Origin of the sequence: Luteibacter sp. OK325 (assembly GCF_003050935.1) — a bacterium.
Lineage (GTDB): Bacteria > Pseudomonadota > Gammaproteobacteria > Xanthomonadales > Rhodanobacteraceae > Luteibacter.
Genome location: NZ_QAOX01000002.1, coordinates 212,718 through 231,542 on the forward strand (window position 1 = coordinate 212,718; position 18,825 = coordinate 231,542).

Below are 18,825 nucleotides of genomic sequence, written 5' to 3' on the forward strand. Positions count from 1 at the left end.
GTGCATCATGCTTACCGCACCGTCCATCGATATCCTGCTTGCCTGGGTGGTGGTGGTTTCGATGGCCGGCGTCGGTTTCAATCAGCCGAGCTGGTCGCGGAGCTGCACCACGGGATTCAGGTACTACGCCGCGCAGATGGGTCACATGACGCTGTACTCGGGTATCTTCCTGCTCGCATACGGTCTGGTGTCGCTTGCGTTCGGATGGAGCACGGGTTCTGCCCCTCACCCGCTCGCCACGTGGCTGGCATTGCTGCTCACACTGTCGCTTCGAGCCATGCCTTCCACGGCGCGGTACTTTCGGCAGCGCGCCCATCGGTGGGCCAGTATCCCGGGTTCCGTGCTGCGCCTATCCCGCGTGATGAGCGCGGCGCGTTTCGGAACGTCCTCGTTTGCGTCCGACGCCCGCTTGCTTCTGACGGCACGCGGCATCGCACTCGACGATGATCCGATCCCTGCCGTGGCGTTGGCCAGGCAGAAGCTCCTGGCCGCTACCGAAGTGTTCCTGACGATAAGAGCGTGGGAGGAATCGCCCGCAGCGACGACCTTCTCCCTCGATGCGCGGCCAAGTATCGACTTACTCAGGCATCGTTTTGACCGGCTCGCCTTTCGGGTATCGCATACGATCACTTCGATCACCCGGCTGGGCGATGTCAGGTATCTGTATGTCAGCGATACGGACCCATCGCGTGACACGGGCGAGATGGACGAACTCCTGCGCAGGCTGGTCGACGACATGACCGACGAGATGCTCGAGGATATTCGAGCCTTCTATGCCGACGCGTGCCTGCTCGCGGCGAAGGGCACCCTGGCCATGCGCGTTACCCGGCATGGCCGCGACGCATTGCTCGCGAAGATGGGTTTCGACCTGGGCCGTAAGAAGCGCCCGACCGCGGCGTTGCTGCTGGCGACTTTTGCGTTGCTTGTGGCCGTCAGTCTCTGGCTTTACTTCACGCTCTTCCCGGCACCGGCGCCGAGCAGTGGCAACTCGCAGTCGCTTTCGCTCGGCGTGCGTTTCGTTCTCCTCGCGCTGGACATCTTCGGCTCAATTACCGTTGCCATCATACCCAAGCGCCATTGGGGGTTTGCCAATTCAGGGCTATGGCAGCGAACGCCGAAGCTGTTCGTGGTTGCCTCGGGTGCTTGTGCGATGGCCGTCGTATTGGCGATCAATGTCGGCATCGGCGCGATCCTGGATGGGGAGAGCGGCGCCGCAAGATGCCTGGCATACAGCTGGGTGCTGCTTCCGTTCATGTTTGCGCACGCAGCGGCGGCTGCCTGGCTCATACAGGATCACCGATGGTCTGGTACCGCTTCCCGGATCAAGCGGCGACTTCTCGATGCCTCGACCTGGGCGGTCGGACTGGCGGTTGCGTCTATCGTTTCGGTTCCGATTCTTCTGTTCCTCGGTCGCGAGCCATTCGAGTTCCTCCCGCGGATGGTGCTCACGAGCCTGGTCTTCGGAGCGGTGTACGGTTATTTCATTCCCGAGTCGGTTCGATCCATCGATGCGCCGCGAATCAATGATGACTCCGGAAACGGGCTGCACGAGTTTGTCCCCGCCAGTCTGCGCCGCTATGTCGAATGAGGGAGCAACATGCTTTTCTACTTGACCCAGTGGACCTACAGGGACGATCAGCTCAAGCGCTTTCTAACCGAACCCTCGGATCGCGCCGAAGTCGTTCGCGTGGCCATAGAAGCGTTCGGTGGGCAGCTGCATAGCTTCTTCTACTGTCTCGGGCCGTATGACGGGGTGGCGATCTCGTCGTTCCCGAACCAGCAACAGGCGCTAGCCTGTTGGATGTCGTTACGTAGCGCGGAACGAAACACGGCAATTCATAACACCTTGCTGATCGAATCGGGCGACGGGCTGAGTGCCATGGAATTTGCGAGCAGCATTGTCGGCCAGGACGGCTGACGTGCTGAAACCCGTCATAAGCCTCGATGCCGACATGACTGCGGAGGCGGTGCTCCAACGGCTCGCCATGAATGGCTTCTGGATTTCCGTCGACGATCCCGCGGCGAGCGCGTACATCGCGCAGCTTTCCATCCGCACGGGCAGGCCGGTCGATGACGTGGCGACGATGCTTACGCGCGACGCCAGCCGCTACGGGGCGGCGATACGCCGGCAGTGGGGTGCGCGGGTGCTCTGGTATGCGCGCGAGTTGGGCGAGGTGCTCGAACGTTGCGCGCGTTCGTCCGGTGGACAGAGCCTTCTCGACCTGCTTCAACTGCATGAGAGCGATGCATCATCCACGCCTTCCCGAGAGAGCGGATCGCAGGCGTTCCCGACAAGTAGCGTCGTGATGGATGCCGGTGAGCCGGTCGCCGTTGCGCTGGTCACCGGCGTGTCGACGCAGCCTCGCATTCGTAGCCCAGGGATAGACCCGGGGGAGGCGTCTCCTCGCTCCGCCACGACGCGTTCGGCGTCGAGTCCCGTCGTAGCGGTGTCCGAGGTCAGGGATGTTCCAGCCTGGCCACGCATCGACGCTCCGGATTTCGTCCCTGCACTTGAGCGATTCGACGTCACGGTCGGCTTCGGCACTGCCGCCCAGGCGGGGGTGGCTGGTGGGCAGTTGATCCTGCGAGCCCCGGCCGGTGTAGCGTCCGTTGAGGTCGTTGTCGAGCTGTCGGCAGGTCCCGGAGTCCAGGCCATCGACGGCTGGCGTGGCACGATGTCGGTAAACCTTGATGATGTCGCGTCGGCGTGTGTGCGGTTCACGCTCACCGGCGAGGAGCGAGTCGATGCGTGGCATCCCCTCCTGACCACGCTGGAGGTTCGCTACCTCGTGGGTGGAACGGTGTGCGGTATCGCGTCCAGGCCGCTCATCATCCTCCACTCGCGTGAGGCGGCGCCTCCTCAGCAGGACCGGGTCGGTGAATCATGGTCGGCTCCCGTGCGGGCGTCCGCACCCGTGGACCTGATGCCGGATCCAGCCGCGCCCGACCTCACCATCGAGATCAGCAAACCCGATCGCAATGCATCGAGTGGCCAGTACGTATGCCAGATATTCTCCCTCCACCCGCTCACGTGCGGGCGTGGACCGTTTCCGATGGATCTCGGGCAGGACGCGAAGACCTTCGCGGCGGACCTGGTCACTGAAGTCAAGGCGGTTGGTCAGAGCATCCTGCTCAACCAGGCGCTGGAGAGCGTAGGCAGGCTCGTCGCACAGTGCCTGCCCGCCGCTGTTTTCGACGCGCTACGCGAAGTCGCCGTCAACGTCGCACCGAACGCGCCTGCCGTGTTGATCGTCAGCGCGGAACCGTATGTGCCCTGGGAGCTGAGCTGGGTCGATCAGCCTCTGGACGCCACCCGGCCCAGTTATCTTGGCTGCCAGGCCCTGGTTGGCCGCTGGCTACGGGATGACAAGGCAGCAGCGCCGACGGCCGGAATTACGACATCGCCTCGGCCGGCTACCCATCCGATAGCCAGCCTGTCGGTATGCAACATGGCCGTGATGGCTGCCTGGTACAAGGCAGCGAGCGGCTTCATGCGATTGCCCATGGCGGAAGCCGAAGCTTCGACGCTTGTGACCGAACACGGTGCCCTCCCTCTTGCTGCGACCGAACAAGCCATGAGTAGCTTTCTCGGCGCATCGCTGGAAAAAGGTTTTGAGAGGATCGGCGGCGTGGAGGCGGCGCATTTCGCCGGTCATGGCGACTTCGACGCGACGCGTCCGGACGCCTCGACGCTCTTCCTCGAGTCCGGGATGCCGATTCGTTCGAATCTGTTTCGCGCTGCCCGTTACGGCGGAGCCCAGCAGCCCCTCTTGTTCCTCAACGCCTGCATGCTGGGCATCGGCGGAGAACTGCTCGGTGATATGGGCGGGTTTCCAGGCAATTCCCTGCGTGGAGGTTTTGGTGGGGTGCTGGGGGCACTGTGGGAAGTCGACGATGAGGTGGCTCGCACGGTGGCGCTGGAATTCTGGCAGCGAGCCTTGCCGGCAGGACCGACCAAGGGCGAACCCGTTGGTGCGATCCTGCGCGACCTGCGCTGCCGGTTCGCATCAGCGGCCGGGTCAGTTCCGGACTCGACCTGGCTTGCGTATGTCTACTACGGACATCCGCGACTTACGCTCGAACGCGCAACGACGCAATAAGGAGCCATCGCATGGCAACGACATTGACCGGTTCCGCCGAAGCGGTGCCCCTGGGCGAGGGGTATGCATTGCGCACACCCGGACTGCGCGGCGCCGCAACGCTATCGCATGCTACGCCGGCCACGACACGCTCCCGTGCGGCGGTGGCAGACGACGGCATGGCCGCACTCGACGAGGCGCTGCGGGCCCAGAACGTCACCATCGTCAAGCAGATCGACCTGGACATTCACCCTGCGCCGGGAACAACGCGGACTAGCGCGACTCGAGGCGGGGAGGACGGCGAGTTCATCGAACTGCAGACGCCCGACCTTGGTGCGGAGACCGGGCAGATCGTCCTGTCGATGGATGACGCGGGAGCGCTGCGCTGGCATTTGCCCGAGGACGCAGGCGACGTGCAGCCGATGACGACAAGAGCGGGGCGTTCCGTCAAGAGATTCCGCATACCGGCATCGGTGATATCGGGCGATGCCGGAACCGCATCGGTCACCAGCCGAAGCATCCTGGGTGCCGCGGCGCGCCGTGTGTTGAAAGTCCTCGTCTACCCGATAACCGACCCCGTGCTTGGCGCCATCAGCAACGCCTTTGCCTCGGCATGGGAGGCGAAGAAACGTCCTCACCGCCTGCGCTTGTTTACGCCGGAGAACTACAAGCTCTCCGATGTCCCTGACCTCGATAAAGCAGGCATCAAGGCGCTGGCCGAGCAGGGGCCGCTGCTTCTCTTTGTGCATGGCACTTTCAGTACGGCGCATGGTGGCTTCGGTGACCTGCCGCAGAATGCCATGCAGGAACTGCATGACCGCTACGGTGGACGCGTGATCGCGCTGGACCACCCGACGCTCAGTGTCGGTCCGGACGACAACGTGCGCTGGTTATTGAGCCAGTTGCCGGATGCGCCGGTTCGGCTGGACGTGATCTGCCACAGCCGCGGAGGCCTGGTCGCCCGGGTACTGGTGGAAGGCCTGGGCACTTTTGCGCTCGATACCTCGCGTGTGAATGTCGGTCGGGTTTCTTTCGTCGGAGCTCCCAACAACGGTACCGCGCTTGCCGATCCCGATCACATGGTGTCCATGATCGATCGCATCACCACGGCACTGACGTTGTTTCCCACCGGTCCGGTGACAGAAACCATCGAGGCCATGATCACGGTGCTCAAGATGATCAGCCATGGTGCATTGGCCGGCCTGGACGGCCTGGCGGGCATGAAACCGGGAGGGACATTCCTGACGAAGCTCAATACGGACTTCACATCGACGACGACCTGCTTTGCCGTCACGTCCAACTACGAACCCACCGACAGCGGGCTTCGCGGCCTCGTCGCCGGGCTCGGTAATGGCGTCGTCGATAACGTTTTCCAGGAAGCCCGGAACGACCTCGTCGTGCCGACCGATGGGGTGTGGGACAAGAATGGCGCGACCGGTTTCCCCCTGGCTGCAGCGAACTTATTGGTTCTGGAATCCGCTGAGGGTGTCATGCATACGACGTACTTTTCGTGCCCCGCGGTCGCGCAAAGCATCCTTAAATGGATGGGGTGAGGAATGCGGCCCTGCCGTACCTCTAAGAAGGCGTCACAGCTCGGGCAGTCGTCGGGCTCAGGGGCGATCAGCGCGTGGACACCGGAGCCGCCACGAGCACCATCTCGAGATCGTAATGCGACGCGTCGGCGCCGGACTTCGTGGTGAAACTCAGCGTGACATCACGGTTCTCCTGCCGGCTGTTCCAGCGATGCGGACCGGCGGGTTTCCACTGCCCGGTCTTGCGCGCACCGACGTCGAGGCGGTCGAGCAGTTCGGCCGCGGGTGTGGCTGTCTGCACGTGATAGCGGGTCACCCACTGGTCGAGGTCGCCGACGGAGACATACTCGTCGAACTTCGCGTCTTTCGGCCAGTCAACGCCGGCTTGCAGCTGTTTCTTTGTCAGATAGCGATCGGCGAGCCGTGAGCGGACGAAGCCGCCTTCAGGCTTCCAGTCATACTCCAGCCGCAGGGCGACGGTGCGGGCTTCGTCGGTGCCGCGGAGTTTCGCCACCACGTGCAATGCGGCATCGATGCCGGACGAGAGTCCGGCCGAGGTCACCAACTTGCCGTTGTCGGCCCAGCGCACGTCGCGGATCACCTGGATCTTCGGGAAGGCCTTAGCCAGTTCGTCGATCCGCGGGGTGAAGGTGGTCGCCTTGTCGCCGTCGAGGAGACCGGTGGCACCGAGGATGAAGGCACCAGTGCAGACCGAGAGCACTTGCTTTGCTGGCAGCGAGCGCTGGCGGATAAAGTCGAGGATGCGCGTATCGCGCTGCGCATCGGCCACGTCGCCGCCAGGTATGAGCAGAACGTCGAACGGCGGCGCCGTCGCGAAGCTCGCATCGGGGGTGACCTTCAGGCCCATCGCAGTGGTCACGGGCTTGCCGTCCGGCGACACCGTGACCACGCCAAAGCCGGCGTTGCCGAAGACCTCGTAAGGTCCTGCAAAGTCGATGATCTGGACGCCGTCGAACATCACGATGCCCACGCGTACCGGCGGGTCCGACATCGGCTCGTGCGCGGCGAAGGCGGGTAGGGTGAACATCAGGACGAAAAGCAGCAATAGGTGGCGACGCATGTATGACTCCCTGGACTTGGCGTGCGAACGATAGCGTAATGGGGGACAAGGGGAGGAAGATTGTTGCGCAACAGGCAATATCGTGAGCCCGCTGCGATGCCTACCGAAGCCTTCTGCTGAAACCTAGGATGGAACCCCCATCGGTTCCCTACCGTGGTAAGCAGGAGATGAACATGAGCGCCGTACACAGCATCCCACACACCGTTGAAGCAACGTCCAGGGACCTTGTTCCGTCGCGCTATGCACTGAAGATCGGGGAGATCGACGTCATGGTGATCAGCGACGGCGTGTTGCCGATCCCGTTCGAGGTGATGTCGACCAATGTCGCACCCGCGGGCCGCGCCGCCTGGCTGGACAACATGCTCCTGCCGGAATCGTTCGACTGGGCGGTGAACGTCGTCGTCGTGCGTAGTGGCGAGCAGATTATCCTCATCGATTCCGGCCTGGGCGGTGAATTCGAGGGCTTCCCGCGCGCCGGACAGTTGGTCAAGCGACTCGAAGCGGCCGGTATCGACCTGGCCTCGCTGACCGACGTAGTGCTTACCCATCTGCACATGGATCACGTGGGTGGGCTGCTGGGCGACGGTGTAAAGGAGCGCCTTCGTCCGGACGTGCGCATCCACGTGGCGGCCGCTGAGGTCGCGTTCTGGGAGTCACCGGACTTCTCCCGCACGGTCATGCCGCCGCCGATCCCGGACGTGCTTCGAGCCACCGCCAAGCAGTTCCTGGCTGACTACCGCGGCCAGCTTCGGCAGTTCGACGAGGAATACGAAGTGGCGCCGGGGGTGGTTGCCCGTCGCACAGGGGGCCACACACCGGGACATTGCGTGGTTCGTATTGCATCCGGCGGTGAGGCACTGACGTTCGCGGGCGACGCTGTGTTTCCAGTTGCGTTCGATCACCCGGATTGGCAGAACGGTTTCGAGCATGATCCCGAGGAAGCAGTGAACGTTCGGCTGCGGCTCTTCCGGGAGCTGGCAGCGAGCGGGGAACTGCTGGTGGCGACTCACCTGTCGTTCCCGTCGGTCGGCCGGGTGGCGATCGACGGTGATGCTTTCCGTTGGGTGCCAGGGTATTGGGACTACTGAGCGTTCTGACGGCACGAGTATCGATATATGACGGGCAGTGCGCCGGTCGGCCTGGCGCCATTTCTTGCGATTGGCCATCTATGCCGCCGTGCGACGTGTTCGGATACACTAACGGCGCCCAAGGTGATCCAAGGCTTCAGTGCCGCGGATTGAAACGGGAATCCGGTGACGTGCGCGGCCTTTCGAGGCTGCCACCATTCCGGAGCTGCCCCCGCAACGGTAGGCGAGCAAAGGTCGGCATCAAGCCACTGTGCCATAGGCATGGGAAGGCGCCGTCCGGTAGGGATTCCCTGCGCTCGCGAGCCCGGAGACCGGCCATGAGGTACACCGGACAGGCGGAGGGCCATGTCGTGGGTTGCCGTCGGCCTTTTGCCCTCCGCGATCCTGTCTTCCCGCCTCCTGTTCCTCGCCATTGATGCTGCGCGGGTAGGCGCGGTTAGCAGGAGTTGTTTCGTGTCATTTCGTTCTTCCACCCTCGCGGTCGCCATCGCGATGGCTTTGCTCGCGCCCGCTGCGGCCATCGCCGATGATGCTTCCACCGATCTGGACAAGGTCGTCGTCACGGCCAGTCGCACAGACCAGGCCCAGAGCCAGGTCCTCGCCGCCTCAATGGTGATCGACCGCGCCGATATCGAACGTCTCCAGCCGCGTTCCCTGGCCGACCTGCTGCGCGGCACCCCGGGCGTGTCGATCGCCAACAACGGCGGTCCGGGCAAGGCCACATCCGTGTTCCTGCGCGGTACCGAATCCGATCACGTGCTGGTGATGGTGGATGGGGTCAAGATCGGCTCGGCCACCTCCGGCACCGCTGCCTTCCAGGACATCCCGGTCGACCAGATCGAGCGCATCGAAATCGTGCGCGGTCCGTACTCCAGCCTTTACGGTTCGGAAGCGCTCGGCGGCGTCATCCAGATCTTTACCCGTCACCCCGAGGGCGCGTTCGTACCGAACTTCTCGGTAGGCGTGGGATCGTACGACGCGGCGCGCGGTTCGGTCGGTTTCGCCGGTCGCGGTGCGCAAGGCTGGTATTCCGTCCAGGCAAGCCATGACCAAACCGACGGCATCAATGCGTGCCGCGGGAAGCCCAGCCCGGGCGGCGCCGGCTGCTTCACGTATGAGCCGGACAGGGATGGCTACAGGAACAATGCGCTGTCCTTGCTGGGCGGCTGGCGTTTCGACGACCAATGGGACGCCGACGCCACGGCGACGCGTACGGAAGGCCGCAACCACTACGACGGCACCAGCAGCAACTTTGCCGAGTCGGCGACCCAGGTACTGGGTAGCCGCGTGCGCTACAAGCCGGCGCAGGACGTCCTGATCACCGCCAGCCTGAGCCGTAGCGAAGATCTTTCGACCGACTACGAGAATGGCGTCTACGCCGATACGTTCAATACGCATCGTGACCTCGCTTCCCTCCAGGCCGATCTCGGCCGCGTCGGCGACACCGCCGGCCTCACCACCGTGGGCTTCGATTGGCAACGCGATCGCGTGGTTGGCAGCACCGACTACCTCGTCGATGCACGCCGCAACCACGCGCTGTTTGCCGAGTGGCAGCAGGAGTACGGCGACAGCTCCGTACAGGGCAGCGTGCGCCGTGACGAGAACAGCCAGTTCGGTGGCAAGACCACCGGCAGCCTCCAGTACGGCTATGCGCTGACGAAGACCTTGCGCGTTACGGCCAGCTACGGCACCGCTTTCAAGGCGCCGACCTTCAACGACCTGTATTTCCCCGACTACGGCAATCCGGATCTGGGCCCGGAGACATCGAAGAACTGGGAGTTGGGGTTGCGGGGCACGCCGGGCTGGGGCCACTGGTCCGTCAACGGCTTCCAGAACAAGATCGACCACTTGATCGTGTTCGACTCGAGCCTGAGTGGTCCGCTGTTCCCGTTTGGTGGGGCGAACAACATCGACCGCTCGCGCATCCGTGGCGTCGAGATGGCCGCGGACACGACCCTCGGCGACTGGCGCCTCGCCGGAAACGCCACCTGGCTGCAGCCGATCGACGATAGCGACGATGACACGCACGGAAACCTGCTGCCGCGTCGTGCGCGTCGCACCGGAAATATCGATGTCGACCGCAGCTTCGGCGCGTTCAGCGTCGGTGCGAGCGTGTTCGCTTCGGCCTATCGCTTCGACGACACCGCCAACGCCAACAGGCTGGGCGGCTACGCGCTGACCGATCTTCGCATGGCCTATGCCTTCGCCCCGGCGTGGAAAATCGAATTGTCGGCGAACAACATATTCGATCGTCGCTACGAGACTGCGCGCTATTACAACCAGCCGGAGCGCAACTGGATGCTGACCCTGCGTTACCAGCCCCGTTCGTAACCGTCCCACCTTCGAGGTCAACTCATGAAGCCGCTCTCACGTTCCTTGTTCACCGCTGTTGCCGGCCTGTTCGCGCTAGTGATGATCGCCACGCGCTTCAACCACTTCGGCGATGCCCTTCATCTACCCGATGCGTCCATGTCCTTGTTCTTCCTTGGCGGCCTTTATCTGCGCAAGCATCTGGCCTTCCTCGGCTTCGTCGTCCTGTCCGTGCTGATCGACTGGTACTCGGTGAGTTATGCCGGGGTGAGCGACTTCTGCATCACGGTGGCGTACGCCTTCCTGCCGCTGGCTTACGCCGTGCTGTGGTATGCGGGCCGTCTTCTCGCCCCGCGCTACAACGGCTCGCTTGCCTCGCATGGCGTGGTGTTCGCGGGCATCGTGGTCAGCGCCACGCTGTCGTATGCCGTGTCGAACGGAGCGTTCTACTGGCTGGGCGGCCGCTACGCGGAGCCGAACATGGGGCAGTATCTGCAGCGCTTCGCCCAGTGGGCACCGCTGTTCGTGCGTGCGGCGGCCGGGTACGTGCTGGCGTCGCAGGTGATCCAGGCGTTGGTGTTCCGCCTCCTTCCGCAAGCGCGTGACGGCCAGACGGCACGCGCATGAACGAGGCAGTGCCCTGGCAAGAGATGGACGAGGAAGCCCGTCACCGTGATCGCATGCGCCGGAAGAAGGAGCTCATCGACCGGCGTATCGCGAAGGCGACCATCGACCGTGGCGTGCTGGTGGTCAACACCGGTAACGGCAAGGGCAAGAGCTCATCCGGCTTCGGTATGCTCGCCAGGTCGCTTGGCCATGGCTTCCGCTGCGGCGTGGTTCAATTCATCAAGGGCAGCTTCTCAACCGGCGAGGAGGGTTTTTTCCGGATGTTCGAAGACGGCCCGTTGGATTATCACGTGATGGGCGAGGGCTATACCTGGGAGACCCAGGACAAGGCCCGCGACATCGCAGCCGCCACGGCGGCATGGGAACTGGCCGAGGGCATGCTCCGCGATCCAGGCTATGACTTCGTGTTGCTCGACGAACTGAACATCGCGTTGGTGAAGCAATACATTCCTCTCGATCGCGTGCTGGCTGCCCTCGCGGCACGGCCCGAGCGCCAGCACGTGGTCATCACTGGCCGTGGTGCACCCGACGAGCTGGTCGCCGCGGCGGATACGGTGACCGAGATGCGCGTGGTAAAGCACGCGTACCAGGCGGGTATCCGTGCGCAGAAGGGTGTGGAGCTATGACCCGTTATTGCCCTGCGTTGCTTGTCTCCGCGCCGGCTTCGGGGCAGGGCAAGACCAGCGTTACCGCTGCCCTGGCGCGAGCCCACGCGCGCCAGGGTCGCCGGGTGCGCGTGTTCAAGACCGGACCCGACTTTCTCGATCCCATGATCCTGGAGCGTGCGAGTGGCGCGCCGGTGTACCAGCTCGACCCCTGGATGGGTGGTGATGAGGATGTGCGCGCCCGTCTGTACGAAGCGGCAGGCGAGGCCGACCTGATCCTCGTCGAGGGCGTCATGGGGCTGTTCGACGGATCGCCTTCGAGCGCCGATCTGGCGATCGCTTTCGGGCTGCCGGTGATGGCGGTGATCGACGGCAGTGCGATGGCGCAGACGTTCGGCGCCCTGGCGCACGGGCTGGCCACGTATCGTCCGGCGCTTGTCCTTCACGGCGTCCTGGCCAATCGGGTGGGCAGCGCGTACCACGCCGGTTTGCTGCGCGACAGCCTGCCGCCCGGCCTGACCTGGCACGGGGCGCTGCCCCGCGACGCCGCCATGACGTTGCCGGAGCGACACCTTGGACTGGTCGCCGCGTCGGAACTGGCCGATCTCGACTCGCGGCTCGACGCCCTCGCTGACGCATGGAGCAAGCAGGGCGTCACCGAGCTGCCACCGCCGGTCGCCTTCGACGCGGGCACCACCATGCCCGCATCGGTACGGCTGGACGGGGTCCGGATCGCCATCGCACGCGACGCCGCATTCGCTTTTATCTACCCGGCGAACCTCGACGAACTCCGCGCGGCGGGCGCGACCTTGCACTTCTTTTCGCCCGTGGCAGGCGACCCGCTGCCGGCGTGCGATGCAGTGTGGTTGCCGGGCGGCTACCCCGAATTACACATCGACGCGCTTGCCGCACGTGACGACCTGCGTCGCGACCTTCGCGCGCATGTGGACCGCGGAGCCCCCTTGCTCGCGGAATGCGGCGGCCTGCTCTATGCGCTGGACGGACTCACCGATCGCGACGGTCATGTCGGCGCGATGGCGGGCCTGCTCGAGGGCCACGCGACCATGCAGCAGCGTCTGGCAGCGTTGGGCATGCAAAGCGTCGAACTGCCCGAAGGTGCCTTGCGCGGGCATTCCTTCCATTACGCCGAAGCGAACATCGATGCGCTTCCCCTGGCCGGCGCAAGCAACCCGCATGGCGGGCCGACAGCCGAGAAAGTCTATCGCCGCCAGCGTATGACGGCGAGCTTCGTGCACTTCTATTTTCCGTCGAATCCCGATGCGGCGCGACGGCTGTTCCTCGCATGACCGTTGCGCTTTGCATGGTGCTGGCGTTGCTGCTCGACATGATCCTGGGCGAGCCGCGACGGTGGCATCCGCTCGTCGGTTTCGGCGCACTGGCCGTTGCCATCGAGCGACATCTCTATGCCGATCGTCGTGTTGCCGGCGTGGCCGCATGGACCCTCGCAGTCGTGCTGCCGGTTGCCGTACTCGCGTGGTTGCGCGCAGCATCGCCCGCGCCACTGGCCTTCGTGATCGACATGATCGTCCTGTATTTCTCGCTGGGTCGGCGCAGCCTTGGCGAACACGCACGGCCGGTGGCGCAGGCGTTGCTTGCCGGTGACCTCGTCGCTGCCCGCATCGCGGTGGGTCGCATGGTGAGCCGTGACACCCTGGCCCTGGACGCGACGCAGGTATCCGCTGCCGCGACAGAGTCCGTGCTCGAAAACGGACACGATGCCGTATTCGGTGCATTGTTCTGGTTTGTGCTGTTCGGCGGGCCCGGCGTGCTGGGATTCCGCCTTGCCAATACGCTGGATGCGATGTGGGGCTACCGGACCGCCCGATACAACCGTTTTGGATGGATGGCGGCACGTGCCGATGACGTCCTTGGTTTCATACCTGCGCGACTGACCGCGTTGACGTACGCCGCCATGGGCGACGGCGTGACCGCGTTGCGTTGTTGGCGCGTGCAGGCGCCTGCATGGGATAGCCCAAATGCGGGCCCGGTCATGGCGGCTGGGGCAGGGGCCTTGCGCGTCAGCCTCGGTGGGCCAGCGCCGTACCACGGTCGCTGGGAGGACCGCCCCGAGCTAGGCGAAGGCTCCCCGCCCGGAACGGATGCGATCCTGCAGGCGCTGCGGCTGGTCGATCGTGGCGTGGTCGTCTGGGTGGCCATCGTCTTGCTGGTGGGAGTCGCAGCGCATGCTTGAACACGGCGGACGTCTCGGTCGCGCGGTGCGCGAGTACGGTATCGCGCGCGAGCATTGGCTCGACCTGTCTACGGGAATCAGTCCCTTTGCGTATCCCTTACCCGCGGTGCCTTCGACGGTGTGGCAGCGGCTTCCCGAAGACGATGATGAGCTGCTCGACGCGGCGCGCGGCTATTACGGCACCCACCACCTGCTGCCGGTCGCTGGCTCACAGGCGGCCATCGCCGCGTTACCACGGTTGCGCGGGCGTTCGCGCGTGGCCGTGGTCGAACCCGCCTACGCGGAGCATGCTCACGCGTGGATAACAGCCGGTCACGACGTGGTGACCCTGCCATTCCTCGCGTTGCTCACACGCGCTCACGAGTTCGACGTCGTGGTGGTGATCCGGCCGAACAATCCGACCGGCGAATGTGCCGACGGCGAGACCCTGTTGGCACTGCATGACCGCCTGGCCAGTCGCGAAGCGGCGCCCGGGCTTGCGCGGCAAAGGCCATGGCTCGTCGTGGATGAGGCTTTCATCGACGTGAGCCCGGAAGACAGTCTCTGCGGACACAGGCGCGAGGGTCTCATTGTCCTTCGTTCGGTCGGGAAGTTCTTCGGCCTCGCCGGTGCGCGCGCAGGCTTCGTTTCCGCATGGCCGGCGTTGCTGGATGACCTGGCTGGATCGCTCGGTCCGTGGACGCTGACCGGACCCACACGCTACGTTGTGGCGCGCGCCTTGATGGACACCGTGTGGCAAGCGTCGGCGCGCGAATGGCTGCGCCGTGCCTCCGCGCAACTGGCATTGCTACTGACCGAGCACGGTCTGCCCCCTTCAGGCGGCTGCGAGTTCTTTCACTATTGCGAACACCCGGATGCCGCCGCGCTTCATCGCGCCTTCGCGAAGCGCGGCATCCTCGTCCGTCACTTCGGTAACCCTCCGGCACTACGCTTCGGCCTCCCGGCCGACGAGACTTCCTTTGCAGCACTATCCCAGGCGCTATCGGAGGCCATCGCATGAACGCCCGTGTCCTCATGGTGCAGGGCTGCACCTCCGACGCGGGCAAAAGCACGGTCGTTGCGGCGTTGTGCCGCTGGTTGCGTCATCGTGGCGTGGCGGTGGCACCGTTCAAGCCGCAGAACATGGCGCTCAATTCCGCGGTGACGGCGGATGGCGGCGAGATAGGTCGTGCGCAGGCGGTGCAGGCCCAGGCAGCCGGCGTGGCGCCGCATACCGACTTCAATCCGGTGCTGTTAAAGCCGAACAGTGATACCGGGGCGCAGGTGATCGTGCACGGGCATCCGGTGGGCAACATGGATGCGGTGGGTTATCACGCCTATAAGCGCGTGGCCATGACCGCGGTGCTGGCCTCCCATGCACGCCTCGTGGGTACGTATGAGGCAGTGGTGGTCGAGGGCGCCGGCAGCCCGGCCGAGATCAACCTGCGTGACCGTGATATAGCCAATATGGGTTATGCGGAAGCCGTGGACTGTCCGGTCATTCTGGTTGCCGATATCGATCGCGGAGGTGTGTTTGCGCACCTCATCGGCACACTGGCCTTGCTATCGGAAAGCGAACGCAAGCGGATCGCGGGCTTCGTCATCAATCGGTTCCGGGGAGACATCGCCCTCTTGCAGCCCGGCCTGGACTGGCTCGTGCGCGAGACCGGCAAGCCCGTGCTCGGGGTCCTGCCGTATCTGCACGACCTGGTACTCGAAGCCGAGGATGCGCTTCCGCGTGGGCCTGCGATAAAGCCTCACGCGCGCCTGCGTATCGCCGTGCCTGCGCTGCCACGCATCAGCAACCACACGGACTTCGACGCACTGCGTGCGCATCCCGACGTCGAATGCGTCTTCGTTGGCCCTGGTGAAGCCTTTCCTCCGTGCGACCTCATCGTGCTGCCGGGGTCGAAATCGACCCGCGCGGATCTCGCCTGGTTGCGCACGCAGGGGTGGGACACGGCCATTCTGCGTCACGTGCGTTATGGCGGCAGGGTCATCGGCATCTGCGGCGGCATGCAGATGCTCGGCAAGGCCGTGCACGATCCCGCCGGCCTCGAAGGTCCTGCGGGTTCCAGCGAGGGACTGGGTCTGCTCGAGCTGGAAACGACGCTAGCGCCGATGAAACAGCTACGCAATGTGCGTGGCTGGCTGGCCGACGGCGACACCGCCGTGACGGGCTACGAGATTCATTGCGGGGTGAGCGAAGGTGCGGGGATGTCCCGTCCTGCAGTTCGGCTCGACGACGGACGAGGCGACGGCGCGCGGTCGGACGACGGCCGCATCATAGGCACGTATCTGCATGGCGTCTTCGACCATCCTGAGGCGTTGGCCGCATGGCTCGGCGATGCCGGTCTCGCGGCGCCCACGCCGCTCGACATCCATGCCCTGCGTGAGGCGACGTTGGAACGCCTCGCCGCGGTCATCGATGCACACATGGACACCGCGGCTCTGGAATGCTTCTTCGGACTGCCAGCATGCTGACGCTGATTCTCGGCGGCGCACGCTCGGGCAAGAGCGCGTTCGCGGAACGCCTCGCCACGGAAAGTGGCTTAGACGTGTTCTACGTGGCGACCGCACAGGCACTGGACGGCGAAATGGCCGATCGGATCGCCCACCATCGGTCGCGCCGCCCGGTCACGTGGACGTCATTCGAAGAACCCGTGGCCCTGGCTGCCGTACTACGCGAGCACGCCCGCTCCGACCGCTTCCTGCTGGTCGATTGCCTGACGCTCTGGCTGTCGAACCTGCTCGGTATCGACGAGGGCGCGCACTTCGAGAATGAGCGCGACACCTTCCTCGACATCCTGTCCACCTTGCCCGGCGACATGGCCTTCGTAAGCAATGAGGTCGGTCTCGGCATCACCCCTATGGGCGAGCTCACCCGCCGTTTCGTCGACGAAGCCGGCCGCCTTCACCAGGCCCTGGGCCAACGATGCGACCGCGTCGTCTTCGTCGCTGCCGGGCTGCCCCTGATCCTCAAAGGAATACCTCTATGAACGACTGGCTCGCGGCCCCCACTCGCGTCCCGGATGTGGCCACCGCCCAGCTCGCCCTGGCGCGCCAGGGCACGTTGACCAAGCCTCCCGGCTCGCTGGGCCAACTCGAGGCCCTCGCCGTGCAACTCGCCAGCCTGCAGGGTCGTGAGCAGCCCCGCGCCGATCGCGTCTGGATTGCCGTCTTCGCTGGCGACCACGGCGTGGCGGCGGAAGGCATCTCAGCCTTCCCGCAAGCCGTCACAGGCGAGATGCTGCGTAATTTCGCCCATGGCGGTGCGGCCATTGCCGTGCTCGCCCGCGAACTCCAGGCGACGCTGGAGGTGGTGAATCTCGGCACGGTGAACGATCCGGGTGACATTCCGGGGGTGCGCCGATGCATCATCGCTCCGTCCACCGCGAACTTCTGCACGTCCGCCGCCATGACCGAGCCGCAACTCGAGGCGGCGTTCGCCGCGGGCGTTGCGAGCGTCGGCGAAGCCGTCAAGGCCAGCGCGCACATCTACATCGGTGGCGACATGGGTATCGGCAATACGACGGCGGCCAGCGCACTCGCCTGTGCGCTGCTCGGCGAGGACCCCGCGATCCTCACCGGTGCGGGGACCGGGCTGAATGCCGAAGGCATCGCACACAAGGTGCAGGTGATCCAAAGCGCGCTGCAGCTGCACGCGGACGCTGACACCGCGCGCGAGCGCCTGCGCAGGCTCGGTGGATTTGAGATTGCAGCACTGGCAGGCGCGTTCATCGCGGCTGCGCAGCGTGGCTTGCCTGTCCTCGTCGACGGCTTCATCACCAGTGTGGCGGCGCTCGCCGCGGTGAGGCTTCACCCGGACGTTCGTTCCTGGCTGATCTTCGCGCATCGCTCGCAGGAACGCGGCCATGCACGCGTGCTGGCGGCGCTGGAGGCGGAGCCGTTGCTCGATCTCGGGCTGCGCCTTGGCGAAGCCAGTGGTGCGGCAGTCGCGGTGCCACTGTTGCGGCTGGCGTGCGCGCTCCACAACTCGATGGCGACCTTCGCCGAAGCCGGTGTATCCGAGGCATGAGCATCGACTTGCTCAGGCACGGTGACACGGGGCAGCGCAGCTATCGCGGACAGCTGGACGATGCCTTGACCGATCTTGGTTGGACACAGCTTCGCGCGTCCGTGGAAGGGCACGAATGGGACCGCGTGGTGGCGTCGTCGATGTCGCGCTGTGCGCGCTTCGCCACGGAACTGGCCGAACGGCGAGGCTTGCCGCTACGTCTCGATCCACGCCTGGCCGAATACCACTTCGGAGACTGGCAGGGCGTGCCCATCGAGGACATTGCGGAAAAGGACGGCGACGCGCTCGGTCGCTTCTGGGCGGACCCCGTGGCGCATCCACCGCCGGGTGCGGAGACCTTCGAGGCTTTTCAAACACGTCTTGCAGCCGCCCTGGCCGATGTGGCCAGGGAGGCTGCCGAGGCACGCGTACTCGTGGTGACACACGGCGGCGCGATCCGCCTGCTGCGCTGCATGGCGGAAGACCGCGGCTTCGGGGACATGGCGGGCATCGACGTGCCGCACGCGTCCCTGCATCCGATTCTCTGGGTCTGATGATGAAGGCGCTGATCGTGGCCTTGGGATTTCTTACGCGGCTGCCCGTGCCGCGTATCGCCATCGATGCGCAGGCCCAGGCGGCCTCGCTGAAGTGGTATCCGCTGGTCGGACTCCTCCTGGGCGCACTACTGATCGGCGCTTTCGCGTTGTTGCATGTGATGCCCGCGCTGCCCGCGGCAGCGATCGTGCTCGTCGCATGGGTCGCCCTGACCGGTGCGTTGCATCTGGACGGCCTGGCCGACAGCGCCGATGCCTGGATAGGTGGCATGGGCGACCGCGAGCGCACCTTGTCGATCATGAAAGATCCGCGTAGCGGTCCTGCAGGCGTCGTCGCCCTGGTGCTGGTCCTGTTGCTCAAGATATCGGCGCTGGCGACGCTCAGGCATTGGGAGTTGTTGTTGCTTCCTCCGCTGCTCGGTCGCGCTGCTGTTGTCGCGTGGTTCCTGACTACGGATTACGTGCGCTCGCAAGGCCTTGGTGAGCCGTTACGAGGTGCGTCGGCGAACGGCTGCCGCGTCGCGTTGGCGCTGACGGTGGCTTTCTGTCTGTGTTTCGGCTGGGCCGGCCTCGTTGCGCTCGTCGCGGCATGCGTCACGGGCTGGGTTTGGAGGAGGGCAGGTATCCAACGCCTTGGTGGCTTCACCGGCGATACGGCGGGTGCACTCGTCGAGATGGTCGAGGCTGTGGCCATCGTCGCCCTGGTCGCGGCGAACGCGTAACACCGACCCCGAAAATAG

The 18,825-nt window shown here is 65.0% G+C and carries 17 protein-coding genes and 1 riboswitch; of the genes, 16 read left to right on the forward strand and 1 reads right to left on the reverse strand.

The features are described 5' to 3' along the window. The first annotated feature begins 7 nt into the window (after positions 1–7). Genes C8J98_RS04810 through C8J98_RS04825 form a run of 4 tightly spaced genes read left to right on the forward strand, consistent with a single transcriptional unit; the run spans position 8 to position 5,632 of the window. Positions 8–1,588, forward strand: coding sequence for a hypothetical protein (locus tag C8J98_RS04810; protein ID WP_107911458.1), 1,581 nt, complete (start codon positions 8–10; stop codon positions 1,586–1,588). 9 nt (positions 1,589–1,597) lie between these two features. Beyond that, positions 1,598–1,918, forward strand: a complete 321-nt coding sequence (locus C8J98_RS04815) for a GYD domain-containing protein (RefSeq protein ID WP_107911460.1) — start codon at positions 1,598–1,600, stop codon at positions 1,916–1,918. Between the two features lies 1 nt (position 1,919). Further along, a complete protein-coding gene (locus C8J98_RS04820) occupies positions 1,920–4,100 on the forward strand; it encodes a TCAD7 domain-containing protein (RefSeq protein WP_107911462.1) in 2,181 nt (726 codons plus the stop codon). An 11-nt stretch (positions 4,101–4,111) separates the two neighbouring features. Continuing rightward, positions 4,112–5,632 carry a hypothetical protein gene (locus C8J98_RS04825; RefSeq protein WP_107911464.1) on the forward strand — a complete coding sequence of 507 codons (1,521 nt, stop codon included), beginning with the start codon at positions 4,112–4,114 and terminating at the stop codon, positions 5,630–5,632. Between the two features lie 67 nt (positions 5,633–5,699). On the opposite strand, the gene C8J98_RS04830 is transcribed toward C8J98_RS04825, so the two are convergent. Then, complete coding sequence (locus tag C8J98_RS04830) at positions 5,700–6,692, reverse strand: DJ-1/PfpI family protein (protein WP_107911466.1); 993 nt, start codon at positions 6,690–6,692, stop codon at positions 5,700–5,702. Between the two features lie 173 nt (positions 6,693–6,865). Here C8J98_RS04830 and C8J98_RS04835 point away from each other — a divergent pair, with 173 nt between their 5' ends. From C8J98_RS04835 to C8J98_RS04890, 12 genes are all read left to right on the forward strand, one after another. Further along, a complete protein-coding gene (locus C8J98_RS04835; protein WP_199229817.1) occupies positions 6,866–7,780 on the forward strand; it encodes an MBL fold metallo-hydrolase in 915 nt (304 codons plus the stop codon). Positions 7,781–7,884: 104 nt separating this feature from the next. Further along, a riboswitch (cobalamin riboswitch) is annotated at positions 7,885–8,115 on the forward strand. Between the two features lie 157 nt (positions 8,116–8,272). Further along, positions 8,273–10,111 (forward strand): TonB-dependent vitamin B12 receptor, encoded by a 1,839-nt coding sequence (gene btuB / locus C8J98_RS04840; RefSeq protein WP_233260155.1) that lies wholly within the window; start codon positions 8,273–8,275, stop codon positions 10,109–10,111. Between the two features lie 24 nt (positions 10,112–10,135). Further along, on the forward strand, positions 10,136–10,717 hold the full coding sequence (locus C8J98_RS04845) for a hypothetical protein (RefSeq protein WP_107911470.1): 582 nt from the start codon (positions 10,136–10,138) through the stop codon (positions 10,715–10,717). 23 nt (positions 10,718–10,740) lie between these two features. Then, a complete protein-coding gene (gene cobO, locus C8J98_RS04850) occupies positions 10,741–11,343 on the forward strand; it encodes a cob(I)yrinic acid a,c-diamide adenosyltransferase (RefSeq protein ID WP_107912582.1) in 603 nt (200 codons plus the stop codon). Next, entirely contained in the window at positions 11,340–12,629 is a 1,290-nt protein-coding gene (locus C8J98_RS04855; protein WP_107911472.1) for a cobyrinate a,c-diamide synthase, read from the forward strand. The genes cobO and C8J98_RS04855 overlap by 4 nt, the downstream gene beginning before the upstream one ends. Continuing rightward, positions 12,626–13,534 carry an adenosylcobinamide-phosphate synthase CbiB gene (gene cbiB, locus C8J98_RS04860; RefSeq protein ID WP_107911474.1) on the forward strand — a complete coding sequence of 303 codons (909 nt, stop codon included), beginning with the start codon at positions 12,626–12,628 and terminating at the stop codon, positions 13,532–13,534. The genes C8J98_RS04855 and cbiB overlap by 4 nt, the downstream gene beginning before the upstream one ends. Next, positions 13,527–14,534 carry a threonine-phosphate decarboxylase CobD gene (gene cobD / locus C8J98_RS04865; protein ID WP_107911475.1) on the forward strand — a complete coding sequence of 336 codons (1,008 nt, stop codon included), beginning with the start codon at positions 13,527–13,529 and terminating at the stop codon, positions 14,532–14,534. The genes cbiB and cobD overlap by 8 nt, the downstream gene beginning before the upstream one ends. Beyond that, entirely contained in the window at positions 14,531–15,997 is a 1,467-nt protein-coding gene (locus tag C8J98_RS04870; RefSeq protein ID WP_107911477.1) for a cobyric acid synthase, read from the forward strand. Before cobD ends, C8J98_RS04870 begins: the two co-directional genes overlap by 4 nt. Beyond that, positions 15,991–16,512 (forward strand): bifunctional adenosylcobinamide kinase/adenosylcobinamide-phosphate guanylyltransferase, encoded by a 522-nt coding sequence (gene cobU, locus C8J98_RS04875; protein WP_107911479.1) that lies wholly within the window; start codon positions 15,991–15,993, stop codon positions 16,510–16,512. The genes C8J98_RS04870 and cobU overlap by 7 nt, the downstream gene beginning before the upstream one ends. Further along, positions 16,509–17,552 (forward strand): nicotinate-nucleotide--dimethylbenzimidazole phosphoribosyltransferase, encoded by a 1,044-nt coding sequence (gene cobT / locus C8J98_RS04880; RefSeq protein WP_107911481.1) that lies wholly within the window; start codon positions 16,509–16,511, stop codon positions 17,550–17,552. The genes cobU and cobT overlap by 4 nt, the downstream gene beginning before the upstream one ends. Further along, positions 17,549–18,085 (forward strand): histidine phosphatase family protein, encoded by a 537-nt coding sequence (locus tag C8J98_RS04885; RefSeq protein WP_107911483.1) that lies wholly within the window; start codon positions 17,549–17,551, stop codon positions 18,083–18,085. Before cobT ends, C8J98_RS04885 begins: the two co-directional genes overlap by 4 nt. Beyond that, complete coding sequence (locus tag C8J98_RS04890) at positions 18,085–18,807, forward strand: adenosylcobinamide-GDP ribazoletransferase (RefSeq protein WP_107911485.1); 723 nt, start codon at positions 18,085–18,087, stop codon at positions 18,805–18,807. Before C8J98_RS04885 ends, C8J98_RS04890 begins: the two co-directional genes overlap by 1 nt. The last annotated feature ends 18 nt before the right edge of the window (positions 18,808–18,825 follow it).